This is a genomic window from Nocardia alni (assembly GCF_019038435.1).
Classification (GTDB): domain Bacteria; phylum Actinomycetota; class Actinomycetes; order Mycobacteriales; family Mycobacteriaceae; genus Nocardia; species Nocardia alni.
This window is the reverse complement of record NZ_JAGPOX010000099.1, coordinates 19,232-37,351: the sequence shown is the minus strand read 5'-3', so window position 1 is coordinate 37,351 and position 18,120 is coordinate 19,232. Positions and strand designations below refer to the sequence as shown.

Here is an 18,120-nt window from a genome sequence, read left to right as displayed (position 1 = left end):
GCCCTCCCCCACCGCCTCCGGCCCCTCCGCCAGCAATCGCCGGAACCCCTCCTCGTCCAGGATCGGCACACCCAGCTCCTCGGCCTTGGCCGCCTTCGTGCCGGGTGCGTCGCCGATGACCACGAAGGCCGTCTTCTTCGACACCGATCCGGCCGCCTTACCACCGCGCACCAGGATCGCCTCCTTCGCCTCGTCGCGCGAGAAGCCCTCCAGCGAACCGGTGACCACGATCGATAACCCCTCGAGGTTGCGTTCGATGGAGGCGTCGCGCTCGTCGCGCATCCGCACGCCCGCCGCGCGCCACTTCTCGACGATGGCGCGATGCCAGTCGACGGTGAACCACTCGATCAACGCGGCCGCGATGGTCGGGCCGACGCCGTCGACCTCGGCCAGCTCCTCGACCGAGACCTCCTCGATGCGCTCCATACTGCCGAATTCCGAGGCCAGCGCGCGGGCGGCGGTGGGCCCGACGTGCCGGATGGACAGCGCCACCAGCACGCGCCACAGCGGACGATCCTTGGCGGTGTCGAGATTGTTCAGCAGGCGGCGGCCGTTGGCCGACAGGCTGCCGTCCTTGTTGACGAAGAGCGTTGTGGTGAGCAGCTTTTCCTCGGACAGGTCGAACAGGTCGCCCTCGTCGGCGATCGCGCCCGACTTCAGCAGGTCGATCGCGGCCTCGTAGCCCAGGGCCTCGATATCGAACGCGCCCCGCCCGGCCATATGGAACACTCGCTCGCGCAGCTGCGCCGGACAGTGCCGCTGATTGGGGCAGCGGATATCGATATCGCTCTCCTTGGCGGGAGCGAGTTCGGTACCGCATTCGGGGCAGCGCGTGGGCATGACGAACGCCCGCTCGGTGCCGTCGCGCACGTCCACCACGGGCCCCAGGACCTCGGGGATGACATCGCCTGCCTTGCGGATGGTGACCGTATCGCCGATCAGCACGCCTTTGCGAACGACCTCACCGGCGTTGTGCAGGGTGGCCATGGCGACCGTCGAGCCCGCGATGCTGACCGGCTCCATCACCGCGAACGGGGTGACCCGGCCCGTGCGGCCGACGTTGACCTGGATGTCCAGGAGTTTGGTCGTCGCCTCCTCGGGCGGATATTTGTAGGCGATGGCCCAACGGGGGGCACGGGAGGTGGCGCCGAGACGACGCTGCAGGGCGATCTCGTCGACCTTGACGACCTGACCGTCGATCTCGTGCTCGATATCGTGTCGATGCTCGCCCCAGTACTCGATCCGCGCGACCACCGCGTCGGCGCCCCGCACCCGCACGGTGTGCGCGGAGACCGGCAGCCCCCATGCGTCCAGCGCGCGGTACGCCTCGTACTGGGAGGCCGGGCTGAAACCCTCCATCCGGCCGAAGCCGTGGCAGATCATCCGCAGCCGCCGCTGCGCGGTGACCGCGGGATCCTTCTGCCGCAGCGATCCGGCGGCGGTGTTGCGCGGATTCGCGTATGGCGGCTTGCCCTCGGCGACCATGGCGACGTTCAGATTCTCGAAATCCTCCAGCCGGAAGTACACCTCGCCGCGCACCTCGAGCAGCGTGGGAATCGGGAATTCGGCGGTGGGGGTGAGTTCGGTGGGTATGTCCTCGATGGTGCGGGCGTTGAGGGTGACATCCTCGCCAGTGCGCCCGTCGCCTCGGGTGGCCCCGCGCACCAGGCGACCCTGTTCGTAGACGAGGTTGAGCGCGACGCCGTCGATCTTGACCTCGCAGAGGTAGTGGATGTCCGGGCCGGTCTCGGCCTCCACCCGGGAGATCCAGGTGCGCATCTCCTCGGCGTCGAAGACGTTGTCCAGCGACATCATGCGCTCGAGGTGGTCGACCGCGGTGAAATCGGTCGCGAATCCGCCGCCGACCAGCTGGGTCGGCGAATCGGGGGTACGCAGATCCGGATATTCCCGCTCGAGCTCCAGCAGCTGCTGGAACAGCACGTCGAACTCGCCGTCGCTGATGATCGGCGCGTCGCGCACGTAGTAGCGGAATTGGTGCTCGCTGACCTCCTCGGCCAGCCGCTGCCACCGCACCCGCGCGTCTGCGGTGGCCGCACCGACCTCACCACCGGATGTACCCGGTGCCGTCGATTCACTCGCCCGCTCGCTCACGACCGCACCTCGCTGGCGCTCGGCTCCGCCGTGAGCGAAGCGCGCTGTGTCAATGGTTCGCTCCGCTTCCCTCCACTCACGACTGGAACCCTATCCGAGCCAGCCGACAATTCGCCGTGACCTCGGTGTACTCGCCCTCGAGGCCCCCTGTCAGACCGCTGGTGTGGCAGGGAACACAGGCCACACGAGGCGAGTTGCACAGCGTATGGAACTCGACGCCGCCCTGGCCTTCGCCCGCCTGCACACCCACTCGGTGCTCACCACGCTGCGCAAGAACGGCCGCCCGCAACTGTCCAACATCTCCTACAAGCTCGGCGACGACGGACTGTTCCGGATTTCGATCACCGCGGACCGCGCCAAATACTTCAACCTGCGTCGTGAGCCGTGGGCCGCGCTGCACATCACCCGGCCCGATTTCTGGGCCTACACGGTGATCGAGGGTGATGTCGAGCTGACGCCGGTCGCCGCCGACCGCGACGACGCCACGGTCGAAGAACTCATCTCCTACTACCGAAGTCTGTCCGGCGAGCACCCGGACTGGGACGACTACCGCCGCGCCATGGTCGCCGACCGCCGGCTGATCGTGCGGATCAAGCCCACGCACGCCTACGGCATGCTGCCCTGATCCTGCGAATGCCCGGTACCGCAGGGTATTTCACGACCCTAGCCGTTCACGGCCGTCCGGTGTCGTGGCGAGAACCGAAGCGTCCGAACGCCTCCCGAACTTCCACTCGTTGAACAGCAGGTTGAGCGCGACCGCGACGACGGCGGTCGCGCTGATCCCGGAGTTCAGCACCACCCCGACCGGCGCCGGAAACGCATCCCAGAACTTCGGCGCCGCAATGGGAATCATGCCTACCCCGATCGCCACCCCCACGATCACCAGATTGAGATTGCCCTCGTAGTCCACCCGCGACAGCGTGCGAATCCCGCTCGCGGCAACAGACCCGAACAGGACCAGCCCGGCGCCGCCGAGCACCGGATACGGAATTCCCGCGACGACGGCCCCGACCACCGGAAGCAACCCCAACAGCAGCAGGATCAGTCCGCCCATGGCCACCACGAACCTGCTCTTGATCCCGGTCAACGCCACCAGGCCGACGTTCTGCGCGAAAGCACTACAGGGGAACGACCCGAAAACCGGTGCGACAGTGGTGGATACCATATCCGCGCGCAGCCCCTCGGCGACCCGCCGGGCGTCGACCTCGGTACCGACGACCTCGCCGATCGCGAGGATGTCCGCGGTGGTCTCGGTCATGATCACCACGATCACGATCGTCATCGCCACGATCGCGCCCACGTCGAAACGCGGTGCGCCGAAATGAAACAGCTGCGGTGGCGCGATCAGGCGCGCGGTGCGCACCGCGGAGAAGTCGGTCCGGCCCGCCAGTGTGGCGACGAGGGTGCCGACGACCAGACCGATCAGAATCGCCAGCCGCGAGATCGCCCCCTGGAACAGCCGGCTGATCACCAGGATGATCAGCAGTGTCAACCCGGCGAAACCGATATCCGCCATCGAGCCGTATCCCGGTTTGCCCGGGTCGTTGCCCAGCGCCCACCCGAAGGCCACCGGCATGAGCGACAGCCCGATCACGGTGATGATCGTGCCGGTCACCACCGCCGGGAACAGGCGCACCAACTGCGCGAAGTACGACGAGAGCAGCAGCCCGATCACGCCCGCGACGATCACCGAGCCGAAGATCTCGCGCAGACCGCCCTTGCTCGCGATCGACACCATCGTCGACACGCTCGCGAATGAAACCCCCTGCACGATGGGCAATCTGCTACCGAAGGGCCCGATGCCGAGCGTCTGCAGCAGTGTCGCCAGCCCCGACACGAACAGTCCGGCGGTGACCAGCAGGCCCATCTCCGCCGCCGAGAGCCCCGCCGCGCCGCCCACGATCAGCGGCGGCGCGATCACGCCGCCATACATGGTCAGGATGTGCTGAGCCCCGTAGGCGACGAGTTGTCCGGCCGGATATCGCGCGTCCTCGGGCCTGCTCTGTGTCGCCGCGGCGCGTGGTTCGGTGTCGCGCCGCCCGGAAAAGCGTCGCCAGGTCAAACGCCCCATGGCACTTCCTCTCTACATGCGGAACATATCTTCCACTGTTCGGAAGTGTTGCACGACACATCCAGGCCGTGACTGGATTCCCGCGACAGATTTCGTATATCTCTCCGATGGACCGTCGCCGCCGCTCAGGTGGCGAGTGAATGTCACGGGTGGTCGGTCAGCTGCTCGGAACCCCGCCTGTCGAGCGGCTATTCGCAGGCCTTGTCCAGGATGTCTTCGCACAACGCGCGCACCCGCTCCACCGCGTCCTCCAGAACCGCCGGATTCGGCGTCATCGATTCGATCACCGCATCGACCCCGCTCAGCCCCGCACGGACGAGCAGCGCCTTGTCGTTGGTGATCCACTCGCCCCGCGCCGCCAGAATGGCATGCGCATAACAGGACGCGGCGACGGCGACCTGACCGGCACACTGAGTGAGCCGGCCGTGCGCGGCATGATTGTATCGCGCATATCCCAGAGTCAGGCGCGCGTGATCGGCCCAGGTGTGCGGGGCTTTACACCGCAGCGCATCGGGATATGCCGGGTGCGGCAGCGCCCCGCGCAGCACGCGGTTGAACGCCAGTTCGGCGACCAGGAGATAAGTGGGTATGCCCGCCAGATGAAAGGCCAGCGGCTCGATGTGGAACTCGCCCTTCTCAGCCGCGCGTAGTTGAATATCCACCACGTCGCGGTCGCGGTAATGCACATCGACCCGTCTGCCGTCGATGGTCAGCCAGGCGCCTCCGTTGAAGACGCCACCACCCCACTCGCCCAGTGCCGACACGTACCCGTCCCAGCCGACGGCCGACAGATCACCGGGCTGGAACTCGCCGCGGTAGTAGATCGACAGATCCCAGTCACTATCGGGCCGCGCCGTCCCCTGCGCCCGCGATCCGCCCAACGCCACGGCGGTCACGCCCGGGAGCGCGAACAGGGTCTCGGCGGTGGTATCCAGGAACGTTCGCTCGTCCATCACCGCCTCCTCTCGGGACCTTCGGCCCTCGTTCGGGTGCGTATTTCGCGAGACAGTAGAGAAAGTTCGGCCGCACCCCACCGTTGAGGTTACCGATGAGCAACATCGATCGACGGATCCGGCTTTCCGCGATCCAGGTCCACTGGTCTGGTCAGCACTGCGCGTTCACCGCCAGTTCGGATCAGTTCCCCGGGCTGACACACCGGGACGAGAGTTCTCTAGCGGCCCTGGACGGCTTCATCGAGCGGGTCCAGAGGATCATGCCGGATTCGGTGGGGCTCGCCTGAGCTCACGATCCCGCCCGCTGCGTGGGCCCCACCGCTACGCCCGGTGAATCAGTAAGCGATGAACAGGATTTCCTCGCGAGAGTAGTCGTGCCCCGGGTGGTTCTCCTTGAGGTGGGCCTGGGTCTTGGTGACCAGGTCGTCCTCGTCGGTACCGACGATGGACTCGCCGCAGGGGCAGTTCAGCCGCTTCTTCATTCGCGCATCCTTCCGTTTCGCCCGAGTCTAGGCGTCGGATACCCCTGTGCGCATCACCGGCGTACCGCGACCGGATCGGCGGCTGCCGGGTCCAGGAGCGGGTTCCCGGTCTCGAGCAGGGTCTTGAGGCTCGCCAAGATGCTCGGCCAGCCCTGGCTGATCGAATTGCGCACGGTGCTGTCGTGCGGAAAACCACCGTGCACGACGGTCAACTTCACGATATCGCCCTCCGGTTCGACCTCGAAGGTCACCGTCGAGCGCGGTTCGGCGGCGAACGCCGCCAATTGCGCTGTGCTGAAACCGAATTCCTTACCGAAGGCGTCGTCGAAGGTGTGCCAAGTGTAGGACAGGCGCCGGTACGGTTCGGAGATCAGCACGACCTGCTCGGGATCGCGCCTGGACCAGCCGCGCTGCAGCCAGACCATCGATGAGCCTGCGCGCCAGTCGCTCTCGAATGTGGCGCCCCAGTAGAGCCGGGTGAACTCCGGTTCGGTGAGCGCCCGCCACAACCGCTCGGGCGTGGTCTTGATGTATGTGGTGTAGACGAATTCGCTCGCCCCGGCGGAGTTGTCCGCGGTCATGCTCGTGCCCTCCAATGCGGATTTGAGTCCGGCGAGCAGGTGTACCCGCCCGCGGTCGTAGTGGTTGATCCAGCGATCGGCGATGGCGTTGATGGGTTCGGCGTTCACATAGTGCAGTTTTTCCCGGCCACGACGGCGCGTGCTCACCAGGTTGGCGGCCTCCAGCACGGCGAGATGCTTACTGACGGCTTGCCGCGACATCGCCAGGCCAGTACACAATTCTCGCAGCGTCTGACCGTTGTCCGCGTTCAGACTGTCCAGCAGGCGGCGGCGGCTCGGATCGGCCAACGCCTTGAACACCTCGTCCACATCACCATCCTCCATATGCAACCATAAAGTTGCATATTTGCATGATAGGCATCCGGATAGTTGCCTGTCAACGCTGACCCGGTGTCTTACCGCACTGTCCCGGACGGCAGGATGGCACCCGTGCTGCGCAGTTTTCAGGTGACCAATCACAGATCGCTGGCCGAACCGCAGGAGCTGCGCCTGGTCGGCAACCGCTCGGCCCTGCCCGCACCGGTGACCGCCGTGCACGGCCCGGCCGCGGCGGGCAAATCCAGCCTGGTGGACGCGCTGGGGCAGATGCGCGCCGCCGTGCTGAACTCGGTCACCGGCTGGGATCCGTATGCCGGGCCGACCCGCGCACCGCATCTCGGATTCGCCGAACGCCCTTCGGAATTCGTCGCCACGTTCGTCGCCGAGGACATCGGGTACACCTACGGTTTCAGCCTCGGCAACGCCGACGTCTGCGCCGAATGGCTGCACAGCCATCCGCACAATCGCAAGCGAATCGTGTTCGAGCGCGAGGGTGAGCAGGTCCGTATCGGGCCGATGTTCGAGCCGGTCCGCTACGGCATCGGCGCGCTCGTCCCGCTGATGCGCCCGAATGCGTTGCTGCTCAGCCTCGCCGGGCAGATGCATGCCGAGGCTCTGATCCCCGCATACCGCTGGTTCGCCGGACAGCTGGATGTGCAACGCGGACACCAGGATCCAGCGACGATCGCGCACCGGCTGGGCAGCCATATCTCCCGCTCGCCCGATAACGCCGCGCGGCTGCTGACCCTGCTGCGCTCGGCCGAACTGGGCATCGGTGACCTGCTGCTCGCCGAGCACGACCCGCTGTATGCCGACTACCTGCGCGATCTGGACTCCGAGATCGCCGGGGCGGCAACCGAACTCGATGCCTGCCTGGCCTCGCCCGCGCATGCCGCGCAGTTCGAGCGCGCGCACGGCCTGTCCCCGGTCGAACTCGACCGCGAGGTGAGCAACCTGCGGGCCGCCCGCGACACCCTCTACGCCCGCATGGTGGCCCGGCGCGGGGTGGGCCTGCGCCTGGTGCACGACGGCTGCTCCGCCGGCTTCGACATCACCGACGAATCCACCGCCACCCTGGCCCTGCTGCGGCTGCTGCCCACCGTGCTGGACGCGCTGGACACCGGCCGGGTGCTGGCCGTGGACGATATCGACACCGACCTGACCGGCGACACCGCCGACCGCTTGATCCAGCTGTTCCAGAATCCGGAGACCAACTCCCGGGGAGCGCAGCTGATCTTCACCACCCGTAATCGCACACTGGTCGACCGGGGCAACGGCCGCTCGCAGTCCCGCCGTACTACGGTCTGGCAACTGCGGCGCACCTCGCACGGAACCAGCGAACTCACCGCACACTGAACCCGGCGATACGGACAGCGTCCACACTCACCGCCCCGGCCGGATACGCGACGCCGCGTCTCCCCCGCCCGGCTACGCAAGCTCCGCCCACTCACCACGCCCGTAGCATGGAGACATGCTGCTACAGGTTGTATTCATCGTGGTCATCGCCGGTGCGCTGGTGTCCATGCTGATGATGTACCGGCGCGGACGCGGCCGATTCAGCTTCGGCCCGGCCAACACCGAGTCCGGCACCCTGTACGTGACCGGCGTGAGCCCGCGTCCGGCCGCACAGGGCGAGCAGTACGTGACCATCACCGGCACCATCTCGGGCCCCTCGGTCGCGGGCGAGACGGTGTACGGCCGCTACGCCTGGGATGTGAACCAGTGGCCCAGCCCGGGCGACGCGATCCCGGTCGGCTACCCGCCCGGCAAACCCCAGCACTGGAGCCTGGCCCATCCCGGCGCCCGCCCATACCTCGGTTCGCGAGGCAATCCGCCCGAACCCACCGATTAGTGCCACATCGGCGCTCTGCCGTCCGATCGTCATCCTGGCACGCCAACCCATTGCCCCGGCACCCCAATCGTCATCCCGGCGCGCCAACCGCCACCCCGGCATACCAACGGCCACCCCGGAGATCCACCGTCACCCGCCACACCGACCTCCACCCCGGCACGCCAACCGCACCCCGGGAAACCAACCGTCACCCCGGCATACCGACGGTCACCCCCGGGCACGCAAACCGCCACCCGGCAGACCAACCGTCACCCCGGGAAACCGACCGACATCCCGGCATGCTTTCGGCTGGTATCGCATGCTGGATCCGGCCAAAACACGCCAGGATGACGATGACGAACACAGGACCGCCGTAGACAGGGCAGTTCACGCTCAGGCGAAGGTCAACGCCTCGGGCTCGTCGGCGAGGGCATGGGCGGCCTCGGTGGCCAGCGTCAGAGACCGGCGCGCCCAGGACAGCGTGGCTCCCGCCAGACCGCACGCAGGGGCAACGAGTATCCGCTCGGCCAGGGCGCGGCGAGGGAAACCCAGGCGGTCGAACAGTCGGACGGCGGGTTCGACAATCTCGCGCCAATCGATCGAGGCGGCCGGCGCGGAGGTGGGGATCAGGCCCAGTGCCAGTTGTTTTCCGGCCTCCAGCAGCTCACCGATATCGTCCAGATCGGCGGTACCGATGGTGGCCATATCGAAACCGATTGCGGCGGCGGAACTTCCACGCAGGAACCCGAGGGCCGGGCGAGACGCACAGGAGTGCACCAGGACCGGGGAGCCGAGACCGTCGATGACCGCCTCCAGCACCGCGAGCGCCTCGGGTTCGGGCACCGCGCGCACCGAATCGAGCAGGCTGGTCCCCTTCAGTGATCCCTCCAGCACCTGCGTCAGCGACGGTTCGTCCAGTTGCACAACGACGTTCGCACCCAGGCGCGCGGCGACCTCGGCGGCGTGCCGTGTCAGCCCCTCGGTGAGGGATTCGGAAAGATCGCGCAGCGCACCGGGATCGGTGAGCACACGGTGTCCGCTCGCCAGTTCCACCTGGGCGGCCAGCGTCAGCGGCCCCGGGGACTGCACCTTGAGCGCGCGGCCCGAGCCGGCGAGACCCCCGTTCTCCCATGCCTCTTCGAGTGCGTCCAGATCGGTGCGCACCAGATCGCGAGCGCGCCGGGAGAGCGATCCGGGCCGGGCCGCGAGCCGGTAACCACGCGTGGTGATATCGAACGGCATGTCGACCAGCAGCGCCGAGGCCCGGCCGATCATATCGGAACCCGCTCCGCGCCCGGGTAATTCGACCAGGTGCGGCAGATCTGTCAGCTCACCGACGACAGTAGCCGCCGCCTCGCGGGGATCGGCACCCGGCCAGGACCCGACCCCGGTCGCGATGCCGCCCGCGAACGGGTTGGCCGTATCAGCACTCACCGTGTACATCCCTCGTCATCGCTTCGCTGCACACTCTGGACTCCGCCCAACCGGGCGCGCACCGCATCCGCCGCGCACCGTATTCGTTCGCCCACATCGGGCGCGAAATTCACCGTCCGGTATCGGCGGCGGCCGACATGCTCGCCTCGTCCCGATCACGCCCGGTCCCGCTGATGGTGCCGCTGCCGATCACCTCGTCGCCCAGCCCGTCCGGCCGGTACAGCACCACGGCCTGACCACGGGCGACGCCGGTCAGCGGCGCACGCAGGCGGACGATCAGCCCATCCTCGGCGCCTCCTGTGGCCTCGGCGACCGCGGGCGCGATGCCGCCGTGCGCGCGCACCTGCGCGATGCACTCGACCGGCTCGCTCGGCCGCTCGCCGGAGGTCCAGATCGCCCGATCCGCCCGCACTGTCCACACGTCCAGATCCTGCACGCCGCCCACCCGGACGGTGCCGGAGCCGGGGTCGATATCGGTGACGTAGCGGGGCAGACCATCCGCGGCGGGGCCGCGCAGACCCAGGCCCTTGCGCTGGCCGATGGTGAACCCGTGCACGCCGTCGTGATCGGCGAGCTTGTGCCCGTCCGCGTCGACGATCGCGCCCGGCCGGATGCCGATCTTCGCCCCCAGGAACGCCCGGGTGTCACCGGACGGGATGAAGCAGATGTCGTGCGAATCGGGCTTGTTCGCCACCGCCAGCCCGCGCTCCGCGGCCTCGGCCCGGATCTGCGGCTTGGGCGTGTCACCGATCGGGAACATCGCGCGCGAGAGCTGCTCGGCTGTCAGCACCGCGAGCACATAGGACTGGTCCTTGTCGGCGTCGACCGCGCGGCGCAGTACGCCGTCCTCGAGGCGCGCGTAATGGCCGGTGGCCACCGCATCGAAGCCCAGCGCCACCGCGCGGTCGGCCAGGGCGGAGAACTTGATCTTCTCGTTGCAGCGCAGGCACGGGTTCGGCGTCTCCCCCGCCGCATACGCCGCGACGAAGTCGTCGATCACGTCTTCCTTGAAACGGTCGGCGAAATCCCAGACGTAGAACGGGATTCCGAGCACATCCGCGGCGCGGCGGGCGTCCCCGGCGTCCTCCTTGGAACAGCAGCCGCGCGAGCCGGTGCGCAACGTCCCCGGCGCGGCGGACAGCGCCAGATGCACCCCGACCACCTCGTGTCCCGCATCGACCGCGCGGGCGGCCGCCACGGCCGAATCCACGCCGCCGCTCATTGCCGCGAGCACTCTCATCACGTACCTCCTCTCACGCTGGCGAGTCCCGCTGCCCGAGCACGCTCCACCACCGGTGGCAGCGCCTCGAGCACCCTGTCTATGTCGGCCCGGGTCGTGGTGTGCCCCAACGAGAAGCGCAGCGACCCCCGGGCCTCGGACGCCTGTGCGCCCATGGCCAGCAGCACGTGACTGGGCGCGGATACCCCGGCGTTGCAGGCCGAGCCGGTCGAACATTCGATACCCGCCGCATCCAGCAGCATCAGCAGCGAATCGCCCTCGCAGCCCGGGAAGGTGAAGTGCGCGATACCCGGCAACCGCTCGCGTGCGGGCCCGTTGAGCATCGCGTCGGGCACCGTGGCCAGTACGCCGTCGATCAGGACGTCTCGCAGGCGGGTCAATTCCGCTGTGCGGGAAGGCAACTCCCGCACCGTCTCGCTCAGCGCGGTAGCCAGTCCGACCGCGGCGGGCACATCGGAGCTGCCCGAGCGCAGATCGCGCTCGTGCCCGCCACCGTGCAACAACGGCGCGCAGGCAACCTGCCGCCCCAGCAGCAGCACGCCCGCGCCGTGCGGTCCGCCGAGCTTGTGCGCGGCGAAACTGGCCGCGGATACGCCGCTCGCGGCGAAATCAATGGGCAGCTGGGCCGCGGCCTGCACCGCGTCGGTATGCATCGGCACATCGAATTCCTGTGCCACGGAAGCCAGTTCGGCGATCGGCTGGATCGTGCCGACCTCGTTGTTGGCCCACATGACGGAGACGAGCGCGACCTGGTCGCCGCACTGCTCCAGCGCCGCGCGCAGGGTCTGCGGCGAGAGCACGCCGTCGCGATCCACCTCGAGCAGGCTCACCCGCGCACCCTCATGCTGTTCGAGCCATTCGACCGCGTCCAGCACCGCGTGATGCTCGACCGCGCTCACCAAGACACGGGTGCGTGCCGGGTCGGCGTCGCGCCGCGCCCAGTAGATGCCCTTGACCGCGAGATTGTCGCTCTCGGTACCGCCCGAGGTGAAGATCACCTCCGAGGGCCGCGCGCCCAGATCGGCGGCGATGGACTCGCGCGCCTCCTCCAGCAGGCGCCGGGCCGCGCGCCCCGATCCGTGCAGCGAGGAGGCGTTACCCGACGTGCTCAGCGCAGCGGTCATCGCCTCGACGGCGGCAGGAAACATGGGTGTCGTTGCCGCGTGATCGAGATAAACCGTCTTGGGCACCGCACCGACAGGACCCGGGAAGACCGACTTCATGACTGTGTAAGGATAGCGACCCGGGATACGGGGTTATTCCCGCCGTCCCCCGGGCCATCAGGAGACGGCCGCGGCCGGGTGCGGGGAGGTCTCCGGCACGGCCGCGGTCTCCCGGACGATCAGGCGGGTCGGGCCTGATCCCAGGGCGGTGGCGTGGGCGTCGATGGTGGGGGTTTGCTCCACACGCAGGGCTCGCTCGCAGCGGCGGGCCAGATCGTGACGATCGGAGCCGGGGAGTTCGCGCGGCAGCAGGGTCAGCTCGGCGGTCACGCCCTTGGAGCGCAGCACGCGGCGGGCGGAGTCCTGGAAGGTGTCCACGCCGACGAATCCGGGGATGGTGGACAGCTCACCGTCGCGGTCGAGGTAGCGCACGCGGATCGGCTGCACCGGCGTGCCGGAGTCGACGGCGGCCTGGAACAGGGCCGGGCGCGGGCGGCCGTGGGCACGGCCGCACCACGTGGTGCCCTCGGGGAACATGCAGACCGTGTCACCGGCGGACAGCCGCTCGGCGATCGTGGCGATCACCCCGGGCAGTTGCCGCAGGCTCTCGCGTTCGATCGGGATCACGCGCATCAGGCGGGCCAGATCACCCAGCAGCGGCCACTCGACCATGTCGGCGCGGGCGACGAACCCCATGGGCTCCACGGCGGCCAGCGCGACCACGTCGGACCAGCCGACGTGCGGAGCGACCACGAGGACGCCCGTGTTCTCGTCGGCAGCGGCCTCCGATTCGGCGCCGCGCTCGTCGATGATGCGCAATCGGATTCCGCAGCACCGCAATACGGCCCGCGCGTACCGGCGATGCAGGCCGCGACGGCGGCGGCGCGGTGTGAGGATATTGACCGCCGGGAAGGAGACGAGCAGGCCGAGAACGCCCAAAGCCCGTGCGGTAGCGCGCAATACCCCTGCCTCAGCGGGTTGGTCGACGCAGGTGGGTACACACGGGCTCGTGGGCATCCACGCGTGCACGGGTGCGGCGGGCGGACAGGATAAGGCCGAGCTCGGGGATAACAACGCGGACATGAGATCTACCGTCCATCCATGGCGGTCGCGGCCGATTGCAGGCGTTCCAGATAGCGGCGGTTGATCGTCTCCAGCCCGAGCAGGACAACGAAATCGGCGACCCCGAAGTCGGGATCATGCGCGGGCTCACCGCAGATCGACGCGCCCAGTCGCAGATACCCGCGCAGCAGCGGCGGCAGTTTCGGCCGTGCCGGGGGCTCGATCTCGTCGAGACTGCGGCCGTCGACGACGACCGGGTTCAGCGGGCGCACCCGCCGCTGCGGATCGCCCGAATGCTTGGTCAGCAACAGATCCCGCACGCCGCGCACGTTCACCCCGGCCGGGTCCTGCGGGCTGTCCTGCATGGGAACCGAGGCACAGCCCATCACCCAGTCGTAACCGGTGAGCTGGATGTAGTGCAGGATTCCCGCCCACATCAGCGTCAGCACCGACCCGTTGCGGTGATCCGGCACCACGCAGGCCCGGCCCATCTCGACGATGCGGTCGCCCTCGGGATCCATTGCGGTGAGGTCGAATTCGGTGGCCGAGTAATACCCGCCCGCGGCGGCGACCTTGTGCGGCGGCAGCATCCGATAGCAGCCGACGAACTGGTCGGTGAGCTCGTCGCGCACGAGCATATGGTCGCAGTGCTCATCGAACGTGTCGGCGTCGAGCTGGTCGGCACTCTCGGGGATCTGGAATCCGGGTTCGTTCGCAAAGACCTGATAACGCAACCGCTGTGCGGCGATGCGGTGCTCAGTATCCGAGGAAACCACCAAGGAGTACTGTGGCCGGGGCGTACCCGCCGCCGGAGAGAACAGGGCTTGTGACTCTGCCTGTGTGGCCATGCTCTGATGAAGCCAGTCCGAATCGGCCCCGGGGCTACCTGTGGGTGTCGCGGCGGTGCCAGTCGGATGAACGAGACGAACGTCACACCGGCTGTTCACCGCGTCGATACACCCGGTTCGCTCAGTTTGCGAACAGTACCTTTTCAGGACTCTCAGCCGTGATCTTCAGTCCCGGATCGTGACCGCGAAATCCAGTGCGGAGAAACCGCGGGTGTGCTCGGCAGAAGGCAGCATCGGGCGCCACTGTCGAGAACTACTGAACATTCTCTCCTGCCCGGCAACGTCGACGGCGAGAGCTGTTTCGCGCCGTAGTCTTCGCGCCCGCCCGGTGACGTTCCGGGCGGGGCGCGGGGCGTCCGTCAGGCATTCTCCCGGGCGAAGCTGCGCGCGCCGATCACGATGAGCACCAACGCGACCGCGGCGGTCAGGCCGGTACCCCAGTACACCTGAACGTTGCCGAAATCCCCGCGGAACAGCGCCCGCGCGGCCTCCACCGTATGCTCGAACGGGTTGATATCGGCGATGATCCGCAACCAGTGCGGCGCCAGGCTCATCGGCAGCAGAATTCCGGACAGCAGCATGATCGGCACCGACAGACTGTTGAGTACCGAGGCGAGGGTGTCCTCCGAACGCGCCCACAGCGCAAGGGCATACGAGGCCGAGGCCAGCCCGGCCGCCATCACCGCGATGAGCAGTACCGCGGCGGCCAGCCCGAGTACGTTGGGGCGCAAGGAGAACGCGACCATCGCGACCACGACCAGTACCAACGCCTGCACGATCAGCACGACCATGTCCTTGAGCACCCGCCCCACCAGCAGCGCGGAACGCCTTGCGGGCGTGACCCGTTGGCGCTCGATCACGCCGGCCCGCAGTTCGGACACCATCACGAACCCGGCGAACATCGACCCGAACAGGCCGATCTGGATCACCAGCGCGGGCGTGAGCACCTTCCACGGATCGGTCCCCGGCCCCAGCGCCGGCGCGATCGACTTCACCAGCGGCCCGAACAACACCAGATACAGCACCGGCTGGCTGAGTCCGATCATGACCCACACCGGATTTCGCAGTTGCATGCGCAGCTGCGACCAGAAGATCAGCCCGGTCTCACGCAAGAAATTCATTTGCCCTCCCGCAGGGTGCGCCCGGTGACGGTGAGGAATACGTCGTCGAGGCTGGGACGTTTGACGGTCAGCGAGCCCGGGACCACACCCTGCTCGTCGAGTGCGCGTAACAGCGGCACCACCGCCGCGTCGCCGCGTTCCACGGTCAGATGCACCAGACCGTCCGCACGCATCTTCGAGCGCAACTCCAGTACCTTATCGGCGATCCGGATCGCCAGATCGGCCTGTTCGTCGGCGATCTCGAGGCTGATCACATCGCCCGCGATGCGCTGCTTCAACTCCTCGGGCGTCCCGGCGGCGACGATGCCGCCGTGGTCCATCACCAGGATCCGATCGCACAGCACGTCGGCCTCCTCCAGATAGTGGGTGGTGAGCACCATCGTGGTGCCCTCGTCGCGCAGGCGGCGGATATGCTCCCAGAGGTTCGCTCGGCTCTGCGGATCCAGTCCGGTCGTGGGCTCGTCCAGATAGATCAATTCGGGCCGGTGCACCAAGCCGAGTGCGATATCCACCCGGCGACGCTGCCCGCCGGACAGCTCCCGGCAGCGTCGCCTGCCCAGGCCCGTCAGCTCCAGGGTGTCGAGCAGTTCGTCGGAGTTGCGCCGCGCCGTCGCCTTGCTCAGCCCGAAAAGTCTTGCCTGCAAGATCAATTGGTCGATGACGAGTTCCTCGTCGTTGGTCATGCCGCCCTGCGCGACGTAACCGATACGCGAGCGAACGGTACGCGGGTCGGTGCGCAGGTCCGCCCCGGCCACCGTCGCCTCGCCCGCGGTCGGCGCGAGCAGGGTGGCGATCATCCGCAACGTCGTGGTCTTACCCGCGCCGTTGGGTCCGAGCAGCCCGACGATCTCCCCCCGCAGCACCTCGAAGTCGATGCCGGTGACCGCCTCGACCGGTCCCGTCTTGGTCCGGAAGGTGCGCGCGAGCCCCTGGACCCGGATCACCGAGGTATCAGTGCGGCCGCGAACCGCGGCCATGTTTTCCATGCCACCACGGTAAGAACGGCGACGCCGGCCGTGACGCCGAATCGCGGAATCCACCCGCGCGGTGCGGCGATCACCCCTACCAGCGGCGCACTGTCGCCCGGGAATGCGAGCGGATCATTTCGGACTCCTCCTCCGGTGCGTACACCGACTGCACCGCGACACGTCCCGGGCCGACCAGCCGTAGCCAGATGCTGCGGTAGCTGAAGCTGCGCCACCAACCCAGGCCGCGCGTCGCCGGATACTCCAGGTGCAGGTGCGCTGTCACCGACAGGTCGCGGTACAGCAGCGCCGAGGGCTTGACCAGCAGGCTCTGGCCCGGACCCAGATCGCGGATGAAGGTGTTGCCGGGCGAGTGCAGCAGGAGCAGCCCGGGGCCCGCCTGCGCGGTGAACACATCGCCGAACATGCCCAGCGGGTAGTGCGTCTTGCGGTCGTCGCCGGTGCCCGTGACGAACCAGACGCCGTTGTCGGTCCAGTCGTAGGCGACGTTGCCGGTGGCCACCAGGAATCGGTGCTCGTGCACCCACATGCTCTGGTTGTGCGCCAGCGGCAGCACGACGAGATCCCCGGCGTGCGTGCCGGACAGCGCGATATGACCGGGCCCACGGCCGGTCAGCATGAACAGCGGCAGCCCGCCCATCATGCGCTTCCACGCGCCGCGCAGGCTCATCCGCTCCAGCTGCGCGGTGGGATCGCTCCACAGCAGGTTGTGATGCGAGAAGTAGACCCAATCACCCTGTGCCAGCGCGAAATCCGCGGCCGGAACCAGCGTTCCCTCGATCTGGCACCGCGATTGGCCGAACTGGATGTGGGCCATATCCCGGATGGCGGGCTGCTTGGTCCAGCCCGAGGCGCTCACCGCGGCCCGGACATCCACGGGCGCACCGCAATGCGGGCAGGTGCGGGCATCGGGATCGCTGGGCTGGCGGCAGAACAGACAGGTGTAGGCAGGAGCGTTCATACCTCCGCCTCGCTGACGCTCGGCTCCGGCATGACCACTCGGGCGGCTGTGTCCATTGTTCGCTCGCTGCGCTCGTTCACCGCGCGCCTACCCGGAATGATGGTGGACGTACATGGACTGGATGCCGACTCGGCCGGGGCCGGTCATCTCGGCCAGATACATCCGGCCGAACATGCCGACCTTGATGTTCTGCGGCACCGCCTGCATCTGCACCGTGGCGTCCTTGTACAGGAATCCGCCCGGCTCGACCAGGATCTTCTCCCCCGGCCGCAGCATCCGCTCGAAGACGTTGCCGAAACCGTGCAGCATCAGCAGCCCGGGATATCCCTGCGTGATGAACCGGTCCATATACATGCCGTTGCCGCCGTGCAGCACATTGGCCAGGCCCTTGATCCGCACGAACGAGTAGTTGATGGTCCCCGACGCCAGCAGGAACGCGTGTTCGCGCACGTCGAGTTCCATACCCGGATGCATCGGCAGCACCACCAGCTCACCGGGGGCGTCCCGGGAGAACGCGATGCGCCCGGGGCCCTGCGACACGGTGACCACGTGCGGCATACCCGCCAGCGAACGCTTCATCCCGCCGCCGGTGTTGAGCGCGAAGATCGGGACCGGCTCGTCCTTCCACAACATCACGTGATGTTCGAAGTACACCTGATCACCCTGGCCCAAGGCGATCTCGGCCACCGGCACCAATTCGCCCTCGACCTGGCAGACGCTGTTGCCGAACCGGAATTCGGTCATGTCCCGCAGCCGCGGGGCCTCCCGCCAGCCCGAATCGCTGACCTTGTTCGCCTCGTCCAGCGGCGCACCGCAACTGGGGCAGGTCCGACCGGTGCCGGGCGGCGTCTGCACCCCACACCAGTCGCATTGCAGCTTGTCCACCGCCGAATCCTCCCCGCGCGCAGCACTATCTATACCCGTAAACGAGTAGAAAGGTAGCACCCGAGACGAAGC

Annotated in this window: 18 protein-coding genes; 4 read left to right on the top strand and 14 right to left on the bottom strand. The window is 67.9% G+C overall.

The window, feature by feature from the left end; all coding sequences use genetic code 11:
- Positions 1-2,112, bottom strand: a 2,112-nt coding sequence (ligA, locus tag JZ791_RS30305; RefSeq protein ID WP_216898964.1) for an NAD-dependent DNA ligase LigA, incomplete at its 3' end; no start/stop codon positions are given.
- Between the two features lie 205 nt (positions 2,113-2,317).
- Here ligA and JZ791_RS30300 point away from each other — a divergent pair.
- The gene (locus JZ791_RS30300) at positions 2,318-2,737 is read left to right on the top strand and encodes a PPOX class F420-dependent oxidoreductase (protein WP_216898962.1); all 420 of its coding nucleotides are present in this window, start codon (positions 2,318-2,320) and stop codon (positions 2,735-2,737) included.
- A 30-nt stretch (positions 2,738-2,767) separates the two neighbouring features.
- Here JZ791_RS30300 and JZ791_RS30295 read toward each other — a convergent pair whose 3' ends face one another.
- Positions 2,768-4,183, bottom strand: a complete 1,416-nt coding sequence (locus JZ791_RS30295) for a nucleobase:cation symporter-2 family protein (RefSeq protein ID WP_216898960.1) — start codon at positions 4,181-4,183, stop codon at positions 2,768-2,770.
- 188 nt (positions 4,184-4,371) lie between these two features.
- On the bottom strand, positions 4,372-5,136 hold the full coding sequence (locus JZ791_RS30290) for a nucleotidyltransferase domain-containing protein (RefSeq protein ID WP_216898958.1): 765 nt from the start codon (positions 5,134-5,136) through the stop codon (positions 4,372-4,374).
- Between the two features lie 95 nt (positions 5,137-5,231).
- Between JZ791_RS30290 and JZ791_RS30285 the strand changes: the two genes are divergently transcribed.
- Entirely contained in the window at positions 5,232-5,423 is a 192-nt protein-coding gene (locus JZ791_RS30285) for a hypothetical protein (protein ID WP_216898956.1), read from the top strand.
- 48 nt (positions 5,424-5,471) lie between these two features.
- Here the strand turns inward: JZ791_RS30285 and JZ791_RS30280 are convergent, their stop codons facing one another.
- Entirely contained in the window at positions 5,472-5,618 is a 147-nt protein-coding gene (locus JZ791_RS30280; RefSeq protein ID WP_216898954.1) for a DUF1059 domain-containing protein, read from the bottom strand.
- Positions 5,619-5,671: 53 nt separating this feature from the next.
- Positions 5,672-6,523 carry an ArsR/SmtB family transcription factor gene (locus tag JZ791_RS30275; RefSeq protein WP_254206593.1) on the bottom strand — a complete coding sequence of 284 codons (852 nt, stop codon included), beginning with the start codon at positions 6,521-6,523 and terminating at the stop codon, positions 5,672-5,674.
- A 105-nt stretch (positions 6,524-6,628) separates the two neighbouring features.
- Between JZ791_RS30275 and JZ791_RS30270 the strand changes: the two genes are divergently transcribed.
- Positions 6,629-7,873, top strand: coding sequence for an AAA family ATPase (locus JZ791_RS30270; protein ID WP_216898968.1), 1,245 nt, complete (start codon positions 6,629-6,631; stop codon positions 7,871-7,873).
- A gap of 115 nt (positions 7,874-7,988) precedes the next feature.
- Positions 7,989-8,369: a hypothetical protein gene (locus JZ791_RS30265; RefSeq protein ID WP_216898952.1), complete on the top strand. Its 381-nt coding sequence runs from the start codon at positions 7,989-7,991 to the stop codon at positions 8,367-8,369.
- A gap of 372 nt (positions 8,370-8,741) precedes the next feature.
- Here JZ791_RS30265 and JZ791_RS30260 read toward each other — a convergent pair whose 3' ends face one another.
- The 9 genes from JZ791_RS30260 to JZ791_RS30220 all read right to left on the bottom strand — a co-directional run bounded on the left by JZ791_RS30260 (position 8,742) and on the right by JZ791_RS30220 (position 18,048).
- Positions 8,742-9,782: a methionine synthase gene (locus JZ791_RS30260; protein ID WP_308163155.1), complete on the bottom strand. Its 1,041-nt coding sequence runs from the start codon at positions 9,780-9,782 to the stop codon at positions 8,742-8,744.
- Between the two features lie 109 nt (positions 9,783-9,891).
- Positions 9,892-11,022, bottom strand: a complete 1,131-nt coding sequence (mnmA, locus tag JZ791_RS30255) for a tRNA 2-thiouridine(34) synthase MnmA (RefSeq protein ID WP_216898949.1) — start codon at positions 11,020-11,022, stop codon at positions 9,892-9,894.
- Entirely contained in the window at positions 11,022-12,245 is a 1,224-nt protein-coding gene (locus JZ791_RS30250) for a cysteine desulfurase family protein (RefSeq protein WP_216898947.1), read from the bottom strand. The genes mnmA and JZ791_RS30250 overlap by 1 nt, the downstream gene beginning before the upstream one ends.
- Before the next feature lie 57 nt (positions 12,246-12,302).
- A complete protein-coding gene (locus JZ791_RS30245) occupies positions 12,303-13,124 on the bottom strand; it encodes a lysophospholipid acyltransferase family protein (protein ID WP_254206592.1) in 822 nt (273 codons plus the stop codon).
- Positions 13,125-13,273: 149 nt separating this feature from the next.
- Complete coding sequence (locus tag JZ791_RS30240; RefSeq protein ID WP_216898945.1) at positions 13,274-14,095, bottom strand: GNAT family N-acetyltransferase; 822 nt, start codon at positions 14,093-14,095, stop codon at positions 13,274-13,276.
- Positions 14,096-14,454: 359 nt separating this feature from the next.
- Entirely contained in the window at positions 14,455-15,216 is a 762-nt protein-coding gene (locus JZ791_RS30235) for an ABC transporter permease (RefSeq protein WP_216898944.1), read from the bottom strand.
- Entirely contained in the window at positions 15,213-16,202 is a 990-nt protein-coding gene (locus JZ791_RS30230; protein ID WP_216898943.1) for an ABC transporter ATP-binding protein, read from the bottom strand. The genes JZ791_RS30235 and JZ791_RS30230 overlap by 4 nt, the downstream gene beginning before the upstream one ends.
- A 76-nt stretch (positions 16,203-16,278) precedes the next feature.
- Complete coding sequence (locus JZ791_RS30225) at positions 16,279-17,163, bottom strand: AIM24 family protein (protein ID WP_216898942.1); 885 nt, start codon at positions 17,161-17,163, stop codon at positions 16,279-16,281.
- An 87-nt stretch (positions 17,164-17,250) separates the two neighbouring features.
- Positions 17,251-18,048 (bottom strand): AIM24 family protein, encoded by a 798-nt coding sequence (locus JZ791_RS30220; RefSeq protein ID WP_216898940.1) that lies wholly within the window; start codon positions 18,046-18,048, stop codon positions 17,251-17,253.
- Between the last annotated feature and the right edge of the window lie 72 nt (positions 18,049-18,120).

Coding starts and splice junctions, on each gene's coding strand:
- JZ791_RS30280 (WP_216898954.1), bottom strand. CDS start 5,618: ATGAAGAAGCGGCTGAACTGCCCCTGCGGCGAGTCCATCGTCGGTACC.
- JZ791_RS30285 (WP_216898956.1), top strand. CDS start 5,232: ATGAGCAACATCGATCGACGGATCCGGCTTTCCGCGATCCAGGTCCAC.
- JZ791_RS30225 (WP_216898942.1), bottom strand. CDS start 17,163: ATGAACGCTCCTGCCTACACCTGTCTGTTCTGCCGCCAGCCCAGCGAT.
- JZ791_RS30230 (WP_216898943.1), bottom strand. CDS start 16,202: ATGGAAAACATGGCCGCGGTTCGCGGCCGCACTGATACCTCGGTGATC.
- JZ791_RS30235 (WP_216898944.1), bottom strand. CDS start 15,216: ATGAATTTCTTGCGTGAGACCGGGCTGATCTTCTGGTCGCAGCTGCGC.
- mnmA (WP_216898949.1), bottom strand. CDS start 11,022: ATGAGAGTGCTCGCGGCAATGAGCGGCGGCGTGGATTCGGCCGTGGCG.
- JZ791_RS30290 (WP_216898958.1), bottom strand. CDS start 5,136: ATGGACGAGCGAACGTTCCTGGATACCACCGCCGAGACCCTGTTCGCG.
- JZ791_RS30250 (WP_216898947.1), bottom strand. CDS start 12,245: ATGAAGTCGGTCTTCCCGGGTCCTGTCGGTGCGGTGCCCAAGACGGTT.
- JZ791_RS30300 (WP_216898962.1), top strand. CDS start 2,318: ATGGAACTCGACGCCGCCCTGGCCTTCGCCCGCCTGCACACCCACTCG.
- JZ791_RS30265 (WP_216898952.1), top strand. CDS start 7,989: ATGCTGCTACAGGTTGTATTCATCGTGGTCATCGCCGGTGCGCTGGTG.
- JZ791_RS30275 (WP_254206593.1), bottom strand. CDS start 6,523: ATGGAGGATGGTGATGTGGACGAGGTGTTCAAGGCGTTGGCCGATCCG.
- JZ791_RS30240 (WP_216898945.1), bottom strand. CDS start 14,095: ATGGCCACACAGGCAGAGTCACAAGCCCTGTTCTCTCCGGCGGCGGGT.
- JZ791_RS30295 (WP_216898960.1), bottom strand. CDS start 4,183: ATGGGGCGTTTGACCTGGCGACGCTTTTCCGGGCGGCGCGACACCGAA.